This window comes from Clostridium sp. AM25-23AC, from assembly GCF_003435125.1.
Taxonomy (GTDB): Bacteria; Bacillota; Clostridia; order Lachnospirales; family Lachnospiraceae; genus Pilosibacter; species Pilosibacter fragilis.
The window spans coordinates 266-1,476 of the sequence record NZ_QWGI01000086.1; the positions used below are offsets into that span (position 1 = coordinate 266).

Consider the following 1,211-nt stretch of genomic DNA (forward strand, 5'->3'; position numbering starts at 1 on the left):
CGGGACCGCAGCATTGTAACAGTGGTGGCGCTGCTGGCGCAGGGACTGACGGATTCGTCCTTTCAGTACCATCTGACAACTGCAAAGAAAAACGGCGTGACGAAAACGGAAATTGCGGAGATCCTGACCCACGCGGCATTTTATGCGGGCTGGCCCAAGGCATGGGCGGCTTTTCGTATGGCAAAGGAGGTATGGGCGGAGGACGACGCTGCCGACGCAAAAGCCGAGCATCAGAATGAAATGGTCTTTCCCATCGGCGCATCCAATGATGACTTTGCGAAATATTTTATCGGCCAAAGCTATCTCGCACCTCTTTCTACGCAGCAGGTCGGTATTTACAATGTAACCTTTGAACCCGGCTGCCGTAACAACTGGCACATTCATCATGCGAAAAACGGCGGCGGACAGATTCTCGTCTGCGTGGCCGGGCATGGTTACTATCAGGAATGGGGCAAACCGGCACAGGAGCTGCACCCTGGCGATGCAGTAAATATTCCTGTGGGTGTCAAGCACTGGCACGGTGCTGCGCCGGATAGCTGGTTCTCTCATCTGGCGGTAGAGGTTCCGGGGGATGAAACCTCCAATGAATGGTTGGAAGCCGTGGACAGCACAGCATATTTTAAGGCAACAGGCAAGGAGGTCTGAATATGGAAAAACTGAATCTGACACAGGAATGGGACAAGGTGTTCCCGAAAAGCGACACGGTGGATCACAAGAAAGTAACCTTTCACAACCGCTACGGCATCACACTGGCGGCGGATATGTACACGCCAAAGAGTGTTGTGGGCAAGCTGCCTGTTATTGCCGTCAGCGGTCCGTTCGGCGCGGTAAAGGAGCAGTCCTCCGGTCTGTATGCGCAGAAAATGGCAGAGCTTGGCTTCTTGACGATTGCCTTCGATCCGTCCTACACCGGCGAGAGCGGCGGTACACCCCGCTATGTCGCTTCGCCGGACATCAACACCGAGGATTTCTGCGCAGCGGTAGACTTCCTCTCCGTGCAGGAGAATGTGGACTCCGAGCGTATCGGTATCTGTGGCTGGGGCGGCATGGCGATCAATGCGGCGGCAATCGACACCCGCATCAAAGCTACCGCTGCTATGACCATGTACGATATGCCCCGTGTAACTGCCAACGGATAATATGATCAATTTAAGCGATCTGGAAAAAAAACAAGCGAATTTTGTAAAACAAATCTTCGGATGCATGATGTG

General features: G+C 53.7%; 1 protein-coding gene and 1 pseudogene. Both read left to right on the plus strand.

What is annotated here, in order from left to right:
• The coding region (locus tag DW677_RS17970; RefSeq protein ID WP_242992259.1) for a carboxymuconolactone decarboxylase family protein at window positions 1–645 on the plus strand (645 nt) is incomplete at its 5' end.
• Window positions 642–1,136: pseudogene (locus DW677_RS17975) on the plus strand (alpha/beta hydrolase); the annotation flags it as partial. The gene DW677_RS17970 and the pseudogene DW677_RS17975, both read left to right, overlap by 4 nt.
• Between the last annotated feature and the right edge of the window lie 75 nt (window positions 1,137–1,211).